At 71.2% G+C, this 18,023-nt stretch carries 15 protein-coding genes and 1 tRNA gene; 11 read left to right on the forward strand and 5 right to left on the reverse strand.

The features are described from left to right. Positions 1–116: 116 nt before the first annotated feature. The gene (locus ACFV4P_RS05110; RefSeq protein WP_380467521.1) at positions 117–560 is read left to right on the forward strand and encodes a hypothetical protein; all 444 of its coding nucleotides are present in this window, start codon (positions 117–119) and stop codon (positions 558–560) included. Positions 561–754: 194 nt separating this feature from the next. Continuing rightward, positions 755–2,371 (forward strand): FAD-binding oxidoreductase, encoded by a 1,617-nt coding sequence (locus ACFV4P_RS05115; RefSeq protein WP_380467523.1) that lies wholly within the window; start codon positions 755–757, stop codon positions 2,369–2,371. Positions 2,372–2,538: 167 nt separating this feature from the next. Here ACFV4P_RS05115 and ACFV4P_RS05120 read toward each other — a convergent pair. Further along, a tRNA-Leu gene (locus tag ACFV4P_RS05120) sits at positions 2,539–2,623 on the reverse strand. 339 nt (positions 2,624–2,962) lie between these two features. On the opposite strand from ACFV4P_RS05120, the gene ACFV4P_RS05125 reads away from it, so the two are divergent. Both ACFV4P_RS05125 and ACFV4P_RS05130 read left to right on the forward strand, forming a co-directional pair. Further along, a complete protein-coding gene (locus tag ACFV4P_RS05125; protein WP_073811171.1) occupies positions 2,963–3,736 on the forward strand; it encodes an ABC transporter ATP-binding protein in 774 nt (257 codons plus the stop codon). Between the two features lie 47 nt (positions 3,737–3,783). Continuing rightward, complete coding sequence (locus ACFV4P_RS05130) at positions 3,784–6,348, forward strand: ABC transporter permease (RefSeq protein WP_380467525.1); 2,565 nt, start codon at positions 3,784–3,786, stop codon at positions 6,346–6,348. Between the two features lie 67 nt (positions 6,349–6,415). On the opposite strand, the gene ACFV4P_RS05135 is transcribed toward ACFV4P_RS05130, so the two are convergent. Next, positions 6,416–6,943 (reverse strand): peptidylprolyl isomerase, encoded by a 528-nt coding sequence (locus ACFV4P_RS05135; protein WP_380467527.1) that lies wholly within the window; start codon positions 6,941–6,943, stop codon positions 6,416–6,418. Positions 6,944–7,115: 172 nt separating this feature from the next. Here ACFV4P_RS05135 and ACFV4P_RS05140 point away from each other — a divergent pair, with 172 nt between their 5' ends. Together ACFV4P_RS05140 and ACFV4P_RS05145 are read left to right on the forward strand one after the other, a co-directional pair. After that, positions 7,116–8,000 carry a Bax inhibitor-1/YccA family protein gene (locus ACFV4P_RS05140; protein WP_380467529.1) on the forward strand — a complete coding sequence of 295 codons (885 nt, stop codon included), beginning with the start codon at positions 7,116–7,118 and terminating at the stop codon, positions 7,998–8,000. A gap of 91 nt (positions 8,001–8,091) precedes the next feature. Then, entirely contained in the window at positions 8,092–8,430 is a 339-nt protein-coding gene (locus ACFV4P_RS05145; RefSeq protein WP_380467531.1) for a hypothetical protein, read from the forward strand. A 107-nt stretch (positions 8,431–8,537) separates the two neighbouring features. Here ACFV4P_RS05145 and ACFV4P_RS05150 read toward each other — a convergent pair whose 3' ends face one another. The 3 genes from ACFV4P_RS05150 to ACFV4P_RS05160 all read right to left on the reverse strand — a co-directional run bounded on the left by ACFV4P_RS05150 (position 8,538) and on the right by ACFV4P_RS05160 (position 12,131). Continuing rightward, positions 8,538–9,461 (reverse strand): hypothetical protein, encoded by a 924-nt coding sequence (locus ACFV4P_RS05150; RefSeq protein WP_380467533.1) that lies wholly within the window; start codon positions 9,459–9,461, stop codon positions 8,538–8,540. Positions 9,462–9,750: 289 nt separating this feature from the next. After that, a complete protein-coding gene (locus ACFV4P_RS05155; protein ID WP_380467535.1) occupies positions 9,751–10,971 on the reverse strand; it encodes an acetyl-CoA C-acetyltransferase in 1,221 nt (406 codons plus the stop codon). 56 nt (positions 10,972–11,027) lie between these two features. After that, the gene (locus ACFV4P_RS05160) at positions 11,028–12,131 is read right to left on the reverse strand and encodes an SGNH/GDSL hydrolase family protein (protein WP_380467537.1); all 1,104 of its coding nucleotides are present in this window, start codon (positions 12,129–12,131) and stop codon (positions 11,028–11,030) included. Positions 12,132–12,501: 370 nt separating this feature from the next. Here ACFV4P_RS05160 and ACFV4P_RS05165 point away from each other — a divergent pair, with 370 nt between their 5' ends. The 5 genes from ACFV4P_RS05165 (at position 12,502) to ACFV4P_RS05185 (ending at position 18,018) form a co-directional block, all read left to right on the forward strand. Next, a complete protein-coding gene (locus ACFV4P_RS05165; RefSeq protein WP_380467539.1) occupies positions 12,502–13,902 on the forward strand; it encodes a cystathionine beta-synthase in 1,401 nt (466 codons plus the stop codon). A 308-nt stretch (positions 13,903–14,210) separates the two neighbouring features. Then, complete coding sequence (locus ACFV4P_RS05170; RefSeq protein WP_073811156.1) at positions 14,211–14,537, forward strand: hypothetical protein; 327 nt, start codon at positions 14,211–14,213, stop codon at positions 14,535–14,537. 131 nt (positions 14,538–14,668) lie between these two features. Continuing rightward, positions 14,669–15,928, forward strand: a complete 1,260-nt coding sequence (locus tag ACFV4P_RS05175) for an Ig-like domain-containing protein (RefSeq protein WP_380467541.1) — start codon at positions 14,669–14,671, stop codon at positions 15,926–15,928. Between the two features lie 223 nt (positions 15,929–16,151). Further along, positions 16,152–17,390: a hypothetical protein gene (locus ACFV4P_RS05180; RefSeq protein ID WP_380467543.1), complete on the forward strand. Its 1,239-nt coding sequence runs from the start codon at positions 16,152–16,154 to the stop codon at positions 17,388–17,390. A 136-nt stretch (positions 17,391–17,526) separates the two neighbouring features. Next, on the forward strand, positions 17,527–18,018 hold the full coding sequence (locus ACFV4P_RS05185) for a DUF1203 domain-containing protein (RefSeq protein ID WP_380467545.1): 492 nt from the start codon (positions 17,527–17,529) through the stop codon (positions 18,016–18,018). The last annotated feature ends 5 nt before the right edge of the window (positions 18,019–18,023 follow it).

Consider the following 18,023-nt stretch of genomic DNA (forward strand, 5'->3'; position numbering starts at 1 on the left):
GGAATCTGCTGCCGCCGAAGTCGAGACTTCACGACGGCAAATGCGTGCGGCATGATTACCCGGTTGGTAGCGCCCCGCGCGCGAACAGAGCGGGAGCAGTACGGGAACGGAGGAGCGTGATCATCCGGCGTGGCCGCCGCGCGGCATTCTTCGACGTGAGATACAACCTGCTGTCGGCCGGCTCGGCACTCACCGTGCTGGAGGCCGCGGCCCACCATCGCTCGGCCGGCGACCTGCTGGTCTGCGTCGCCGACGGTCCGTCGCCCGGCGTCCCCGCCGCCCGTCCGGCCGTCGGCCGGGCGACCGTCTCGGGCGCCGGTCTGGCGGCGGATCTGGTGCTGTACACGGACGCGCCGGACGAGGCGGGCTCCGAGGTGGTGGTGGAGGCGATGGCCCGGCTCGGCCTGGACCCGGCCCAGTGCTTCGCGTACGGCGACCGCCGCGAGGGCCTCACCATCCTGCGGGTGGTCGGCAATCCGCGGGTGGTCGGCCGCGATCCGCTGATGACGGAACTGGCCCGCGACCGCGGCTGGCCCATCCTGCACACCGCCCGGTACTGACCGGAACTCGCCCCTCCGAAAAGCCCGGGTATCCGATAGTCGCCCACCGCACCTGACGCAGTACCGTATCCGGCCCGCGGTGGGCGACGGCCCGCCGACGGGGCTGCGTATCGTGCCCTGTATTCGTTCCGATCGCGCGTATTCCGGCCATTCGGCGGGACGGCCGCGACAATGGGAAAGGGTTGGTGTTGACCTTGGCTGAAACGACTCGTCGCGGGTTCCTCGGGGTGGCTGCCGCGCTCGGCGGCACTGTCGCGCTCCCCGCGATTGACAGTTTTGCCGCCGACTCTGTCAACAGCACTGTCGATTCGGCCGCGCTGTGGACACCGCCCGCCCGCACCATCCCGCCCACCGACCCGCGCTACCTCGACCTCACCTCGCGCGGCTACAACGGACGCTTCGTCGGACAGCCCGACTCGGTGCGCGTGGTGTACACCACCGCGCAGGTGATCGCGGTGGTGAACGAGGCGGTGCAGGGCGGGCGGCGGATCGCCGTCCGCGGCGGCGGCCACTGCCTGGACGGACTGGTCGACGACCCCGCGGTGCGGACGCTGATCGACACGTCCGAGATGAACGCGGTCTCCTACGACTCCGCCCGCCGCGCCTTCATGGTCGAGGCCGGCGCCACCCTGGGCCACGTCTACCGCACCCTCTACCTCGACTTCGGCGTCACCGTCCCCGGCGGCACCTGCCCGACCGTCGGCGTCGGCGGCCACGTCACCGGCGGCGGCTACGGCGCGCTCTGCCGCGCCTACGGCTCGATCGTCGACCACCTGTACGCGCTGGAGGTGGTCGTGGTGGACGCCTCCGGCACCGCCCGTGCGGTGGTCGCCACCAGCGACCCGGGCGACGCCAACCGCGAGCTGTGGTGGGCGCACACCGGTGGCGGCGGCGGCAACTTCGGCGTGGTCACCCGCTACTGGTTCCGCACCCCCGGCGCCACCGGCACCGACCCGGCCGGGCTGCTGCCCAAGCCCCCGGCCACCCTGCTGAAGGCCACCGCGGTGTGGAAGTGGAGCGACCTGAACGCGGCCGACTTCGCCGCCGTCGTCCGCAACCACGGCGCCTGGCACGCCGCCAACAGCGCCGACGGCTCGCCCTACGCCGGCCTGCACAGCGTGCTGATCCTCGGCAACGCCGCGGTCGGCACCCTGACCCTCAGCGCCCAGATCGACGGCACCGTCGCCAACCCGGCCGGCCTGATGACCGGCTACCTCGACGCGGTCTCGGCCGGCGTCCAGGCGCCCGCCGCCCGCACCCAGTCCACCTCGCCGTGGCTGAAGGCCACCCTCAAGGACCCGTACGACACCGGCGCGTTCAACCGCACCAAGTCCAAGGGCGCCTACCTGCGCAAGGGTTGGGACGCCGGCCAGATATCGACCCTGTACCAGTACCTCTCCGACCCCGGCTACGACGGGCACGCGTCGATCCTGCTCTACTCCTACGGCGGCCGGGCCAACGCCGTCGCCCCCGACGCCACCGCGATGCCGCAGCGCGACTCGATCCTCAAGGCCAACTTCACCACCTACTGGGCCGACCCCTCCCAGGACGCCCGCCACGTGGCCTGGATGCGCGCGCTCTACCGGGACGTGTACGCCGCCACCGGCGGCGTGCCGGTCAGCAACGCGGCCAACGACGGCTCCTACATCAACTACCCGGACGTCGACCTCGCCGACCCGCAGTGGAACACCTCCGGCGTGTCCTGGCAGACGCTCTACTACAAGGGCAACTACCCCCGTCTGCAGCAGGTGAAGGCCGTCTGGGACCCGACCAACGTGTTCCACCACGCACTGTCGATCACGGCCAACTGACCCGGACCGACCGACGGCCCGGCCGGGCGACCCCGGCCGGGCCGCGGGCCTGCCCGCACGCGGCACGGTTCCGGCACCGGCGGGGCGGCCGGGCACTCCCCGCCGCAGGCCGCTGCGCGGTGGCCCGTAGTCGGGCCATCACCGCAGGTCACGGCATATATGCAGACTGGTGCCCAGAGCCGGACTCGAACCGGCACGGCCTTCCGGCCAAGCAGTTTTAAGCTGCCCGTGTCTGCGTTCCACCATCTGGGCCTGGGAGCGCAATGAGCTCGACCACTGAGCCTAGTCGGCCGGGCGAGGGTTTCGCATATTTCCTGGGACGGAAGTTGTCATGCTTCCATGCGATCTGACGAAGCGTCTGTCATTTCGGCCACCCTTCGGCGCTTCTCGGCCACCGCGGGCTCTCGGGGTGCGAGTCATACCGAAGGAGGAGACCCCGGCGGGGTCCGTACGCCTGCGGGCGGGGCGGCAACCGTTCGACGGATCGACGAATTCCATGATCACGAAGGAGAGGATGGAGTAGCGGTCGACGTACGTGCGGACCGCCCTCCAGTGACGATCCCAGCACCTCCCGGACAAGGAGTCCCCTTCGTGAGCACCTCGACCGCGTACGCAGCCCACACCGGTCTGGCGGCGGCCCGCGCCACCGGTCTCAACAAGGTCTACGGCGAAGGCGACACCCGCGTCGTCGCGCTCGACAACGTCTCGGTCTCCTTCGGCCAGGGCGAGTTCACCGCGATCATGGGCCCCTCGGGCTCCGGCAAGTCCACCCTGATGCACTGCATGGCGGGCCTGGACACCGTCAGCTCCGGCTCGGCGACCATCGGCGACACCGAGCTGGTCGGCCTGAAGGACAAGCAGCTGACCAAGCTCCGCCGCGACAAGATCGGCTTCATCTTCCAGGCGTTCAACCTGCTGCCGACGCTCACCGCGCTGGAGAACATCACGCTGCCGATGGACATCGCCGGCCGCAAGGTCGACAAGCCCTGGCTGGACCGCGTGGTGGAGACCGTCGGCCTCTCCGGCCGGCTCTCGCACCGCCCGGCGCAGCTGTCCGGCGGCCAGCAGCAGCGCGTCGCCTGCGCCCGGGCGCTGGCCTCCAAGCCGGAGATCATCTTCGCCGACGAGCCCACCGGCAACCTGGACTCCCGCTCCGGCGCCGAGATCCTCTCCTTCCTGCGCAACTCGGTGCGCGAACTCGGCCAGACCGTGGTGATGGTGACCCACGACCCGGTCGCCGCCTCCTACGCGGACCGCGTGGTGTTCCTCGCCGACGGCCGGATCGTCGACGAGCTGGCCAACCCCACCGCCGACTCCGTCCTCGACCGGATGCGTCGTTTCGACGCCAAGGGCCGCACCAGCTGACGGCCCACAGCAGCGCCGACCCGACCACACCACCCCAGGACTGACCCATGTATCGCACCGCACTGCGCAATGTGCTGGCCCACAAGGGCCGACTGCTGATGACGGCACTCGCCGTCATGCTGGGCACCGCCTTCGTCGCCGGCACCCTGGTGTTCTCGGACACCATGGGCCAGGCCATGAGCAACAGCTTCTCCAAGAGCTACTCCGACGTCTCGGTGCAGGTCTCCGACCACCGCGTCGGCAACCTCAACCACAACGACGGCGCGCAGACGCCGGACCAGAAGAAGCGCGAGACGCTGAACGACGCCACCCTCAAGGACCTGACCGCCCTGCCGGGCGTCGAGCGGGCCCGCGGCGTGGTCTACGCGTTCACCGGCGTCGCCGACAAGAAGGGCAACCTGGTCGGCGAGGCGTGGAGCGCCCGAGGCACCAACTTCGTGCCCGACGGCTCCGGCCAGGACCCGCGCTACCCGATCGCACAGGGCCGCGGCCCGAAGACGGCCGGCGAGGTCGCGCTCAACCAGCAGGCCGCCGACAAGACCGGCTACCACGTCGGCGACAAGATCCGGGTGGCCGGCAACGGCGCCGCCGAGGACGTCACCCTGGTCGGCGTCTTCACCACCGACGACCCGCAGGTCACCTCCGGCGGCACGCTGGTCCTGATGGACACCGCCACCGCCCAGCAGCGCATGCTGGAGCCCGGCCGCTACAGCTCGATCGTGCTGACCGCCAAGCCCGGCACCTCGGAGAGCGCCCTGCTGGACGCCGTCCGGGCCAAGCTGCCCGCCGACTCGGTCTCGCTGGAGACCGGCCAGCAGCTCAAGGACGACCAGGCCAAGATGGTCGCCGACTCGGTCAAGGGCACCAAGACCATGCTGCTGGTGTTCGCCGGCATCTCGCTGTTCGTCGGCATCTTCATCATCGTCAACACCTTCACCATGCTGATCGCCCAGCGCCTGAAGGAACTGGCGCTGCTGCGCGCGGTCGGCGCCGGCCGGGCCCAGGTCACCAAGTCGGTGCTGGTCGAGGCGCTGCTGATCGGCGTGCTCTCCTCCGCGGCCGGCCTGCTCGCCGGTGTCGGCATCGGCGCGGGCATGCAGTCCCTGATCCACTCCATGAACGAGGGCATGCCCACCGGCTCGCTGGTGATCGCCCCGGTCACCGTGGTCACCACCCTGATCGTCGGCATCGTGGTCACCGTGCTGTCCGCGCTGTTCCCCGCGATCCGCGCCTCCCGGATCCCCCCGGTGGCGGCGATGAGCGCGGGCGACCTGCCCAGCACCCAGCGCGGCCTGGTGATCCGCAACTCGATCGGCGCGGTGATCGCCGGCGGCGGCATCGCACTGATCCTGGCCGGCGCGTTCGGCAAGGGCGACGGCGCCCGCGCCATGCTGGAGATCGGCGCCCCGTTCACCCTGATCGGCGTGTTCGTCCTGCTGCCGCTGCTGTCCCGCCCGGTGGTCGCCCTGGTCGGCCCGCTGCTCGGCAAGGTGTTCGGCACCCCCGGCAAGCTGGCCCGGCTGAACGCCGTCCGCAACCCGCGCCGCACCGCCAGCACCGCGGCCGCGCTGACCATCGGTCTGACCCTGGTCACCGCGCTGACCGTGATCGGCAGCTCCGTCACCACCACCGTCACCAAGATGGTCAGCGGCTCGATGAACGCCGACTACGTGGTCTCGATGGCCAACGGCCACGAGCTCTCCCGTGACCTGCCCGGCCTGATCGCCAAGGCGAACGGCGTGACCGCCGTCAGCCCGGTTGCGAACGTGATGTGGACGGTCGACGGCGAGGACCGGGCCGTCACGGGCCTGGACGCCGCCGCCTTCGACCAGCTGGTGAAGATCGACCTGAACTCCGGCTCCACCGGCGCGCTGAAGCAGGGCCAGATCCTGGTCAACGACGAGTACGCCGCGAAGCACAACGTGACCCAGGGCTCCACCGTCAAGATCGAGGTGGCCGAGGGCAAGACGGCGGACGTCACCGTCGGCGGCGTCTTCCAGCGCAACGACAGCCTGTCGCCGGTCATCGCCCCCAACGCGCTGATCGACCAGTACGAGCCCGACGCCTACGTCAACGAGATCATGGTCAAGGGCGCCAACGGCCCGTCCGCCGAGCTCAAGCAGTCCATCAAGGACGCGACCGGCCGCAACCCGGTGATCGAGGTGCTGACCGAGAAGGACATGGTCGACCAGTTCAGCCGCATCATCACCACCGCGCTGAACATCATGTACGGCCTGCTGGGCATGGCGGTGATCGTCGCCGTCCTCGGTGTCATCAACACGCTGGCGATGTCGGTGTTCGAGCGCAAGCGCGAGATCGGCATGCTGCGGGCGATCGGTCTGGACCGGCGCGGCATCAAGCGGATGGTCCGCCTGGAGTCCGTGGTGATCTCGGTCTTCGGCGCCCTGGTCGGTGTCGGGCTCGGCGTGTTCCTGGCCTGGGCCGCGACCCGGGTGCTCTCCTCCGACCTGAAGGGCCTGACCACCGTGATCCCCTACGGCAGTGTGCTGCTGTTCCTCGCCCTGGCCGCCCTGGTCGGCATCGTCGCCGCCCTCTGGCCGGCCCGCCGGGCCTCCCGGATGGACATCCTGAGCAGCATCAAGACCGACTGACGCCCGATCGACGACAGCGCCGCCCGTCCCCTTCCAACCGGGGGCGGGCGGCGCTGTCGTGGCGCGGTCAGCGGGTCTCGATCACGACCTTCTCGATCACCACGTCCTGCACCGGGCGGTCGTTGCGCGGGTTGGTGTCGGTGGTGGCGATCGCGTCCACCACCCGCTGGCTCGCCTCGTCCGCGACCTCGCCGAAGATGGTGTGCTTGCCGGTCAGCCAGGTGGTCGCGCCGACCGTGACGAAGAACTGCGAACCGTTGGTGCCCGGGCCCGCGTTGGCCATCGCCAGCAGGTACGGCTTGGTGAACGCCAGGTCCGGGTGGAACTCGTCGGCGAACTTGTAGCCCGGGCCGCCGGTGCCATTGCCCAGCGGGTCGCCGCCCTGGATCATGAAGCCTTCGATGACCCGGTGGAAGACCGTTCCGTCGTACAGCGGCGCGTTGCTGGGCTGCCCGGTGTTCGGGTCGATCCACTGGCGCTCGCCGGTCGCCAGCTCCACGAAGTTCTTGACCGTCTTGGGCGCGTGGTTCGGCAGCAGCCGGATCACGATGTCGCCCTTGTTGGTCTTCAGGGTGGCGTACAGCTCCTCGGCCATCCGGAGGGCCGCCTTTCTGATCGGGTGTCAGTTGCGTCTCCCACCCTGCCGTCTCGGGGGCCCCGCGCGCAGGCGACACGGGATCCTCCTCACGGCTGACGCGGAATACTTTGCCAAACCATTACTGTTGTGGTCTGAGTGGGTGGTGCTGTACCGCCCCGGAGGGAATGTGATGAGAAGCAGAAACCCGGTCTTCTCGCGGGAGGGGTCCTTCACCCGCGACAACCAGTACGCGGGGTTCGGCACGCAGCCGGCCGGGCAGCAGGCCCAGGCGTACGGCAACCCGTACGCCAACAACCCGTACGGCAACAACGCCTACGGCCAGCCCGGCGGTCAGCCCATGACCGACCAGCAGCTCGCCGAGATGTACGCCGCCCCTGCCGCGGGCCCGGCCCAGACCGGCCGGATGACGCTGGACGACGTGGTCGCCCGCACCGCGATGACGCTGCTCACCCTGGTCGCCGCCGGCGCGGTGGCCTGGTTCGTGGTGCCGGTCGAGAACTACGCGCTGGCCGGCGTCGCCGCGATCGCCGCGATGGTCATCGGCCTCGTGATCAGCTTCAAGCGGAGCGTCAACCCGGCGCTGATCCTGACGTACGCGGGCCTGGAAGGCTTCTTCCTCGGCGCGATCAGCAAGGCCCTCAACACCCTGCTGCCGGGCATCGCCATCCAGGCCGTGCTGGGCACCACCGCGGTCTTCGCGGCCACGCTGATCGCCTACAAGAGCGGCAGGATCCGGGTCACCCCGCGGTACACCCGGATCGGCATCTCGATCGCGATCGGCTTCGTGATCCTGATGTTCGTCAACGTCATCGCCACCATGTTCGGCGCGGACTTCGGCCTGCGCTCCGGCCCGCTCGGCATCGTGGTCGGCCTGGTCGGCATCGCCCTCGGCGCGTTCTTCCTCACCCTGGACTTCAACGAGGTCGAGGAGGGCATCCGGCACGGCGCCCCCGAGCGCGAGTCCTGGCGGGCGGCCTTCGGCCTGACGCTGTCGCTGGTGTGGATCTACCTGGAGATGCTGCGCCTGATCGCCATCCTGCGCGGCGACGACTAGCAGTTGCGGCGGTACAGCGGCGGGCCCCGGAGGAGCATCCTCCGGGGCCCGCCGCGTTCCGTTCCGCCCCGGCTTGGCTACCCTCGGGGCCATGTCCGAGGAGCCTCCCGTCACCCCCGCCCAGTTGACCGCCGCCGTGGACCGGCTGGCCGACCGCTTCCGGGCGCTGCCGCAGAGCCGCCTGCTGGCCGCCGTCCCCGGCCACCCCTCGCGGGCCGCCGCGGTGCTCGCGCTGGCCGGCCGGCTCGCCGACGCCGGCCGCGCGCTGGAGGGCCTGCCGCCGCTGCCCGTCCCCGACTGCGGGGCGTTCGCGGTCGGCGACCAACTCGCCGTCACCGGCCACGACCTGGCCGCCGCGGCCGCCGACCACCCCGAGGTGCTGGCCGACGCGCTCGCCGACCTCGCGGAGACCGACCGGACCACCGCCTGACGCGCCGCCTGACGCGCCGCCGGGAGAACGCCCGCGAGAACGCCGGAGGGGCGCCGATCCGCGCGGGCAACCCCTTGCCGCGCGGTCGACGCCCCTCCGGGCGTGGCTCAGATCGAGGCGACCACCCGGTCGGCCAGCACGTAGACGGTGTCGCCGTCGGTGGAGAAGGTCAGCGAGTACGACCCGGAGAACCGGGAGCCGCCCAGCAGCCGGACGTCCTCGCCGGCCCGGACGGCGTCGATCAGCCGGTACGCCGCCTCCCGGTCGCCGGGGGCCACGCACAGCGTGGTGCCGTCCGCGAACGCGTACACGTCCAGCGTGCCGAGCGGGCCCGGGCGGACGTCGGTGAGGGCGATCCGCTCCTCGGCGAGCGCGGCGAGCCGGTCGTCGGTCCACTCGCGGGACGGGGTCGGGCTGGGCACGAAGTCGGGGTGCGAGGGGTGGCGGCGCGGGTCGGGCGCGGCGGCGGGCTCGGCCTCGGCGTCCAGCAGCCCGGCCTCCAGGCCGGTGGCGAGCAGGTCGGCCTCCCGGCGGGCCTTCACGTCCCCGTTGTCGCCGGGCGCCGGGAAGCCGCCGCCCTGGCTCGGGTGCCGGATCCCGCCGTCGGCCGAACTGCCGTCCGCAGGGCCGTCCTTGACCAGGTCCTCCAGGGCGTTCCGCAGCGCCTCGCCGAACTCCGGGTCCATCACCCCGTGGTTGTCGGCGGCCTCCTGCGGGCCGGTCGGACGCGGGAAGAAGATCGGCCATTCCTCGCCGGTGGTGGTGAACGGGGTGTCGAACAACGGCGCGTCCTCGGCGGCGCGCGCCTCCTGCTCGGCCCAGAACGCCCGGGCCTCGGTGATCTCCCGTTCCCGGTCGGCGGCGAGCGCCTCGGCGACGGCACGGCGTATCAGCGCCTCGTCGAGCTGCGGGGCGGGCTGCGCGGTGCGCTGCACGGCGTCCAACTTCCGTCCCAGGGCCCGGAGGTGGAGCAGGACGGCGGCGGTCAGGGCGATCAGGGCCAGCAGCAGGGAGGTGTGGACGACGCTCACGGAACGTACTCCCAACGAGGAGCGGAACGGGGTTACGGCTCCACACTGCCGTATTGGCGGCCGTTACTGCAGAGGCTGATGTCCGATTTGCTGGTGACTTTCCTACTTGTCCTTAAATTGTTGGGTAATACCGTTCCACGCAGCGGAGTTGATCCATTCCGGTGCGTCGCCATTTCGGTCCCGGAGGGCAGAAAAAAGGGCCGGATCGCACCTCGGGTGTGATCCGGCCCTCAATTACGGACGGTGACTCCGGATGGGTGAGACGTCCGTCACGGCGTCACCGTCGCGATCAGCTCAGGCGCTCGATGACCATCGCCATGCCCTGGCCGCCGCCCACGCACATGGTCTCCAGGCCGAACTGCTTGTCGTGCCACTGCAGCGAGTTGATCAGCGTGGTGGTGATCCGGGCGCCGGTCATGCCGAAGGGGTGGCCGACCGCGATCGCGCCGCCGTTGACGTTCAGCCGGTCCAGGTCGATGCCGAGGTCCCGGTAGGAGGGGATGACCTGCGCCGCGAACGCCTCGTTGATCTCCACCAGGTCGATGTCGCCGATCGACAGGCCGGCCCGCTTCAGCGCCTGCTTGGACGCCTCCACCGGGCCGTAGCCCATGATCTCCGGCGACAGCGCCGAGACGCCGGTGGAGACCACCCGGGCCAGCGGGGTGATGCCCAGCTCGCGGGCCTTGGTGTCCGACATGATCACCAGCGCGGCGGCGCCGTCGTTCAGCGGGCAGCAGTTACCGGCGGTCACGGTGCCGTCGGGGCGGAACACCGGCTTCAGGCCGGACACGCCCTCCACCGTGACGCCCGCACGCGGGCCGTCGTCCGCGCTCACCACGGTGCCGTCCGGCAGCGTCACCGGGGTGATCTCGCGCTGCCAGAAGCCCGCCTTGATCGCGGCCTCGGCGAGGTTCTGCGAGCGGACGCCGAACTCGTCCTGCTCGGCCCGGGTGATGCCCTTCAGTGCGGCCAGGTTCTCCGCGGTCTGGCCCATCGCGATGTACGCGTCCGGCAGCAGGCCGTCCTCGCGCGGGTCGTGCCACTTGCCGCCGCCGACCTCGGCGCGGTGCGCGGTGCGGGCCTGGGCGTCGGCGAACAGCGGGTTCATGGTGCCCGGCATGCCGTCCGAGGTGCCGTGGATCGACCGCGAGACGGTCTCCACGCCGGCCGAGATGAAGACGTCGCCCTCGCCGGCCTTGATCGCGTGCAGTGCCATCCGGGTGGTCTGCAGCGAGGACGAGCAGTAGCGGGTGATGGTGGCGCCCGGCAGGTAGTCCATGCCCATCTGGACGGCCACGATCCGGGCCAGGTTGTGGCCCTGCTCGCCGCCCGGCAGGCCGCAGCCCAGCATCAGGTCGTCGATCAGGCGCGGGTCCAGCTGCGGGACCTTGGCCAGCGCGGCGCCGATGATCTGTGCGGTCAGGTCGTCCGGGCGGATGTCCTTCAGCGAGCCCTTGAAGGCCCGGCCGATCGGCGAACGGGCGGCGCTGACGATGACGGCTTCGGGCATGGCGGGCTCCTCGCTGAGTGACCTCGGGACGCGATCCGGTGGATCTCCCGGGAAAGTTACCGCTTGGTAGCTCCGGCGTCATCCGCCTCCGGCTGTGAGTTGGCCGACGCGATCGCCCGCAGCCGCGCACCGTCCGCGAGGGCGTCCGGCTCCGGGTCCTCGCCGCCGGGCAGCGCCAGCCGGAACCGCTGCTTGAGCGTCGCCCACCGCCAGGTGCCGTTCGACGGGCCCGCCGCCGTCACCTCGGTGCCCGAACGCCCCGCCGCCGCCGCGGCCGCCACCGCCACCGGCAGCACCGCCTGCGGCTCCACCGGGCCGCCCACCGCCGCCGGGGTGTCCTGCGGCCACAGCTCCAGCGCCGCGCACACCGACGGCAGCATCGCCATCGACGCCGTCGCGTAGCCCTGTGCGGACGGGTGGTAGCGGTCCGCCGAGAAAAGCTCCGGCCGGGTCGCGAACTCCGGGCCCAGCAGCGACCCCACCGAGACCGTCCGGCCGCCCGCCTCCACCACGGCGATGGTCTGCGCCGCCGCGAGCTGCCGGCTCAGCCGGCGCGCCACCCAGCGCAGCGGCGGGCGCACCGGCTTGATCGTGCCCAGGTCCGGGCAGGTGCCGACCACCACCTCGCAGCCCGCCGCGACCAGCCGGCCCACCGCCTCGCCCAGCTCCCGCACACTGCGGGCGGCCGGGGCGTGCCGCGTCACGTCGTTGGCGCCGATCATCAGCACCGCGATGTCCGGGAGGTGCGGCAGCGCCCGCTCCACCTGGCTCGCGAGATCGCCCGAGCGGGCGCCCGACTTCGCCACGTTCAGCAGTCGCACCCGGCGCTCGGCGACCGACGCCAGGCCGGACGCGAGCAGCGCGCCCGGCGTCTCCTGCGCCCGCTGCACGCCCAGGCCCGCGGCCGTCGAGTCGCCCAGGAACGCCATCACCAACGGGGGGCGGGTGTCCGCGGGATCGGCGAACGCCTCGCCGTGCAGGCCGTCGGCGCGCGGCGGATCGCCGTCCAGATTGCCGATCGCCCGGATCGCCATCCGGCTCTCGGTCAGCAGCACCCCGGCCAACCCGACCCCGAGCAGCCCCAAGCCACCACCGCCGTACGCTGCGGCGGTGGCGATCCGTCGCGCCACCCGCGCCCTCGACGCCTGCGAGCCGGCCATTCGGCCACCCCCTCTCCCTTTCCCCCTGCTCGTACCCGCTCCCCCCGATCCCCTACCGTCCACCCCTGCCAACCACCCGGCCGGAGCCCCGTACGGCCGGGTGTTTCGGGCCTGCCGGGTGGGGCGGTCGGGCGCGGTGGGGGGAAGTCGGGCCCCAGGGCCTGTCCGGTCGATCTTGTCGGATCGGCGCGCGGCGTCGGGCGCCCGGCTGGGAGTGCCGGCGAACCGTCCTCGTACTGGGTGTACTTGGATGGTTTGCCGGTGCTTCCAGGCGGGATGATCCGGCGTCGCGCGCCCGGCAAGATCGACCGGGCAGGCCCTAGGCTGGGGGTTTCGGCAATCAGGGCTGCCATTTACCGGGAGGACCCCCGTGCGGTACCACAATTCGATCATCGAGCTGGTCGGCGACACCCCGTTGGTGAAGCTCAACAAGGTCACCGAGGGCATCAGCGCCACCGTGCTGGCGAAGGTCGAGTACTTCAATCCGGGCGGTTCGGTGAAGGACCGGATCGCGATGCGGATGATCGAGGCGGCGGAGGCCTCGGGTGCGCTCAAGCCGGGCGGCACCATCGTCGAGCCCACCAGCGGCAACACCGGTGTGGGCCTGGCGATCGTGGCTCAGCAGAAGGGCTACAAGTGCATCTTCGTCTGCCCGGACAAGGTGTCCACGGACAAGATCAACACGCTGCGGGCGTACGGCGCGGAGGTCGTGGTCTGCCCGACCGCGGTCGCTCCGGAGCACCCGGACTCGTACTACAACGTCTCCGACCGGCTGGTCCGTGAGACCCCGAACGCCTGGAAGCCGGACCAGTACTCGAACCCGGAGAACCCGGCGTCGCACTACCACTCCACCGGTCCGGAGCTGTGGAAGCAGACCGAGGGCCGGATCACCCACTTCGTGGCGGGCGTGGGCACCGGCGGCACCATCTCGGGCACCGGCCGGTACCTGAAGGAGGCGTCCGGCGGCACGGTGCAGGTCGTCGGCGCGGACCCGGAGGGCTCGGTGTACTCGGGCGGCACCGGCCGTCCGTACCTGGTGGAGGGCGTCGGCGAGGACTTCTGGCCGACCGCGTACGACCGCGAGGTCGCGGACCGGATCGTCGCGGTCTCCGACAAGGACTCGTTCCGGATGACCCGCCGCCTGGCGAAGGAGGAGGGCCTGCTGGTCGGCGGTTCCTGCGGCATGGCCGTGGTGGCCGCGCTGGAGGTGGCCCGCGAGCTGGGTCCGGACGACGTCGTGGTCGTGCTGCTGCCGGACGGCGGCCGCGGCTACCTGTCGAAGATCTTCAACGACGACTGGATGGCCGACTACGGCTTCCTGCCGACCGCCACCGACGAGGCGCACATCGGCGAGGTGCTGGCCCGCAAGGACGCGCTGGAGCACGAGGGCATCCCGCAGTTCGTGCACATGCACCCGGGCGAGACGGTCGCCGAGGCGGTGCGGGTGCTGCGCGACTTCGGCGTCTCGCAGATGCCCGTGGTGTCGCCGGGCGCCGGCCACCCGGACATCATGGCCGGCGAGGTGATCGGCTCGATCGTCGAGCGGGAGCTGCTGGAGGGCCTGTTCAGCAAGCGGATCGAGCTCACCGACACGCTGGACAAGGCGATGTCCAAGCCGCTGCCGGTGGTCGGCTCCGGCGAGTCGGTGACCAACCTGATGTCCGTGCTGGAGAAGGCGGACGCGGTGGTGGTGCTGGTGGAGGGCAAGCCGCAGGGCATCGTCACCCGCCAGGACCTGCTGGCCTTCCTGACCGCCCGGGCCGGCCACTGACGTACCGTCACCGCCCCTCGGTCGACGGAACGCGGACGTCACAAGCGCGCAGCATCGGGTTAACACGGCTCGGGCATTGTGGTGGTCACGGCAAGAGAAGCCGAGCACGGTGACGGCGGGGTCGGGAGCGGCTCTCCGACCCCCGCGGTCACACCACGCGCCGTGAGGCGCGGCTTCCGCGCAGTCCCGGGTGGGGGAGTGCGCGCGAGGCGGCAGGGCCGGTCCGGGTACTCCGGGCCGGCCCTCGCCGCTTGCCGGAGCAGGGCCGCCGTTTCCGATGGACCGGGCGACCCCCTACGCTCGCTGTCATGACCAGCACTGACCTGCCCGAGCAGGACGCCCCGCGTTACGTTCGCCTCACCATCGAGCTGATCGCCGAAATCACCGACGAGCGGGCCCTGAAGGCCGCTGCCCTGACCCAGGTCGCCGACGACGAGTACCTGGACGACGAGGAGCGCGCCCAGGCCGTCGAGGCCATCGAGGTGGACCCGACCGGTTCGCTCGCCCACTTCGTCGACCCGGTGGCGCTGCTCGGCGAGGTTCCCGGCGTGGAGCTCGCCTCCGCGACCTGGGAGTCCGCCACCACCGACTACGACCCGGACGACGAGGGTTGGGACGAGTACGAGGTGCAGTAGGCGCCCACGCGCGCAAGGCCCGGTCCGGGGTTCCCGGGCCGGGCCTTTTGTCCGTTCTTTGGACTCCTTGAGTACTCTCGTATGATCTGCACATTTTTGAGCGATCTTGAGTGATCCGGGTACCGAGGAGCATGGACGTGGGCGCAGGGGAGAAGCAGGACCGGCCGCTCGGCGGCACTTGGAGCCGCCGCGGCGTGCTCGGCGGGCTGCTCGGCGCCCCCGTGCTGCTGCTCGCCGCCTGCCAGAGCGGCAGCGGCTCCAAGCCCGCCGCCGGCGCTGCTGCGGGCGGGGAGAGCCCGTCGGTCAGCCCGAAGGCGTCCGTCGCGAAGATCGCCATCACCCCGGCCGACGGCGCGACCGCCGCGCCGTTCACCGCGCCGGTCACCGTCGCCGTGCAGGACGGCACGCTGACCTCCGTCACCGTCACCGACGGCGCGGGCAAGCAGATAGCGGGGCAGCTCGCCGCCGACGGTGCGAGCTGGACCTCCAGCGACCCGCTCGCCAGCGGCAGCACGTACAGCGTCGCCGCGTCCGCCCAGGACAAGGACAAGCGCCCGGCGGACGCCAACGCGAGCTTCTCCACCGCCTCCCCGGCCAACACCTTCGTCGGCTACTTCACCCCCGAGGACGGCTCCACGGTCGGAGTCGGCATGCCGGTGTCGATCAACTTCAACAAGGCGATCACCGACCGCAGGGCCGTGCAGCAGGCGATCACCGTGGTCGCGGACCCGCCGGTGGAGATCGTCGGCCACTGGTACGACTCGACCCGGCTGGAGTTCCGCCCGCAGCAGTACTGGGCGAAGGGCACCACCGTCACGTTGAAGCTGCGGCTGAAGGACGTGGCCGGCGCCAAGGGCGTCTACGGCACGCAGTCGAAGAACGTCACCTTCACCGTCGGCCGCAGCCAGGTCTCGGTCGCCGACCTGAAGGCCGACACCCTCACCGTCACCACCGACGGCAGGGTCACCGCCACCTACCCGGTGATCGGCGGGTCGCCCGAGCACCGCACCTGGGCCGGCAAGATGGTGATCTCCGAGCGGTACAAGGAGACCCGGATGAACTCCAACACCGTCGGTCTCGGCAGCGAGTACGACATCCCGGACGTGCCGCACGCCCAGCGGCTCACCACCTCCGGCACCTTCATCCACGGCAACTACTGGTCGGCGGCATCACAGTTCGGCAACTCCAACACCAGCCACGGCTGCATCGCACTGCAGGACGTGCAGGGCGGCAACAACCCGAACACCAACGGCGCCCGGTTCTTCGCGAGCTCGATGGTCGGCGACGTCGTCGAGGTGGTCAACTCCGGTGACAAGACGGTGAATCCGTCGAACGGCCTGAACGGCTGGAACATGTCCTGGGCGGACTGGAAGGCCGGCAGCGCACTCTGACGCACCGTGCGGACGGGCGTCGGGGGCGGGGGCGTTTGTGAGAGTGTCCTAAACGAATGGTAAAAAATACTCGCGTGCGGGGGGATGCGTCGATGTGCTGAGGTGGCCTCCGCGGCAGGGCCGATCGGGCCCGAGTTCCGCGTTCAGGCACAGGAGTTCAGCCATCAACATCGCCCTTCGCCGGTCCGTCCGCGCCGGCATAGCCGTCACCACCGGAGCCGTTGTGCTCGCCGCCGGCCTCACCGCCTGTGGTACTGCCAAGCAGCTGAGCGCCGGCGAGAAGCTCTCCGGCGCATTCGAGAAGCTCGGCGACGCCAAGTCGCTGAGCTTCCAGCTGTCCGCCGACGCCACGGCGGAGCAGATCGTCGCCTTCGGCAAGGCCGTCGACGACCCGATCGAGCAGAAGGACGCCGAGCTGCTCTCGGACCTGACGCTGTCCATGTCGATGAGCGCCGACAAGCCGCTCAAGGACACCGAGGCGTTCAAGGCGTACCGCGCCGACCAGTTGAACGACACGTTCGACCTCAAGGGCGTGGCGATCGGCTACTCGCTGACCAGCAAGAAGTCCGGCAAGGCCCTCGCGGACATCCGGCTGGTCGGCGACAAGATGTACGTCCAGGCGGACGTCAAGGGCATCGCCAAGCTGGGCGGCGAGGACACCGCCGAGATGGACCGGTTCGTCTCCGCGCTGCCCGCCGAGGCCGGCCCGATCAAGGACGTCTTCGCCGGCAAGTGGATCTCGCTGGACCTGAAGAAGCTCAACGAGCTCGGCAAGAAGCAGCAGGGCTCCGGCGCGGCCGGCGCCAACCCGCTGAACCCGATGTTCGGCGGCGGCATGCCGGACCTCGACCCGGCCGAGCTGCAGCGCTTCGGCAAGACGATCAAGTCCGTGCTGTCGAAGAACGTCACGGTGGAGGAGAAGGGCAAGTCCGGCGACGCGGACGTCATCCAGGTCTCCGCGCCCGCCCGCCCGCTGGTCGAGGGCCTGCTGAAGGCCGTCGAGAAGCTGGCCTCCGGCACCACCGGCTTCCCGCCGGTCCCGTCCGAGGACATGTCCAAGGTGCCGGACCGCAAGTTCTCCGCCGACGTGCTGATCAAGAACGGCAAGGCGCAGGCCGTCACCCTCGACCTGATGCAGTTCGCCGACAAGCCCGACGCGTCGGCGCACTTCCCGCTGCGGCTCGGCTTCGCCGCCGACGCCCCGGCCGTCGCCGCGCCCACCGGCGCCACCGAACTCGACCTGGCCCAGCTGGAGAAGACCTTCGCCGAGCTGGCCTCCACCGACGGCCTGGGCGGCTCGGACGGCGAGGACGGCCCGGGCACCCCGGCCACCCCGCTGACCGAGGAGCAGTACACCAAGCTGGCCGCCGCGGGCATCGACCGGGCGCAGGCCAAGAGCATGAACGAGGCCGGTCTCTCCTTCGAGGAGATCATCGAGCTCAAGGACATCATCAAGGGCTGACCGCCCGACGGCGGGCGTCCGCACCACGGCCCGTCGCAGCTCCGGCTGCGGCGGGCCGTCGCACGTCCCCGACCCGGCAGACGCGATGTCCGGAACCCGCCGGAACGCGGCGGGCGGCGGGCGCAGGCTGGGGTGCATGAACACCACCGACACCACCCTCGACGTGCGGGCCGTCCCCGCGGAGACGCTCGCCGAACTGCGCCGACTCGACGACAGCGGACGCTGCCACCCCGTCACCGTCACCGAGGGCGCCGGCGCGCCGCTGCGCTGCTGCCTCACCCGGGCCCGGGTCGGCGAGCGGGTCGTCCTGCTGTCGTACGCGCCGCTGCGCCGCTGGGCCGAGGCGGCGGGCTGCGACCCGGGCGCGTACCTGGAGACCGGGCCGGTGTTCGTGCACGCCGACCCGTGCGAGGGCTTCGCGGGCGGTTGGCCGGACGGCTTCCACGGCGGGCAGCGCGTGGTGCGGGCCTACTCGAAGGACGGCCGGATCCTCGGCGGCCGGGTCGGCGAGCCGGACGAACTGCCGAAGCTGGCCGCCGAGTTGCTGGCCGACCCGGAGATCGCAGTGGTGCATGTGCGGGCCGTCGAGTACGGCTGCTTCATGCACGAGGTGCGGCGGGCCGCCTGAGGTGC

The sequence above is a fragment of the Kitasatospora sp. NPDC059795 genome (assembly GCF_042732175.1).
In the GTDB taxonomy this organism is placed as follows: Bacteria; Actinomycetota; Actinomycetes; order Streptomycetales; family Streptomycetaceae; genus Kitasatospora.